Source organism: Nitrosopumilus sp. b1 (assembly GCF_014078545.1).
Classification (GTDB): Archaea; Thermoproteota; Nitrososphaeria; order Nitrososphaerales; family Nitrosopumilaceae; genus PXYB01.
In genome coordinates, this window is record NZ_MU078761.1 from 1 (window position 1) to 647 (window position 647).

At 34.8% G+C, this 647-nt stretch carries 2 protein-coding genes; both read right to left on the minus strand.

The window, feature by feature from the left end:
- Positions 1 to 255 (minus strand): twin-arginine translocation signal domain-containing protein (locus C6988_RS10455; protein ID WP_182135339.1); only part of this gene is annotated, 255 nt, incomplete at its 3' end.
- Positions 256 to 370: 115 nt separating this feature from the next.
- A partial coding sequence (locus C6988_RS10460) for a hypothetical protein (RefSeq protein ID WP_182135341.1) occupies positions 371 to 647 on the minus strand: 277 nt, incomplete at its 5' end.

The window sequence follows — 647 nt, forward strand, 5'->3', positions numbered from 1 at the left end:
ATCTAAAACTCTATCACCAGTTTTTGGATAAGTAATTACTTCAGCATGATTAGTTGGAAATGTATTGACGTTTGCCTGAGTCCCATCAGGTAATTCTACTGGAACTTTCTCTAGTGATGCAGAAGATGGATTGGGCATGAAGTTTCCCCAGGGAACGAAAGGTGCAAATGCTAAACCAGTTCCAGCTGCACCCATCAATTTTAGAAAATCTCGTCTAGATAAACCGCCAGTCTTTTGGCTCCCCTGCTCAGACATTCAAGCTCTCGTACTCGCCAAATTGTTTATAAACCTTGTTTCAACATTATTGTGAATTTTATACTAAATTGCAAATAAACTCTACATATGATCGCAAAATGTTATTTTGATTAGTTTATGGACCAAGAGAAATTTTTAGTGAGTCTGATTCTATTTTAGATTCTTGGGAAATATTTGATTGTGAAGTTGTTTTCAATACGGGATTAGATTGTTTTGGTGCTTGCCCATTTTCAATAATTATAGAACCAGGCTTGATTTCATTATCTTTGTTTAATTGAGGAATATTAGTAAATTTTGCAGCTATAGAAATTTCTTCAGTTGTAGAGTTCCCACCAAACAATCCTGAATGTGTAAGAATAGTGTATGTACCTGTTTGATTAATTGGAATGTAC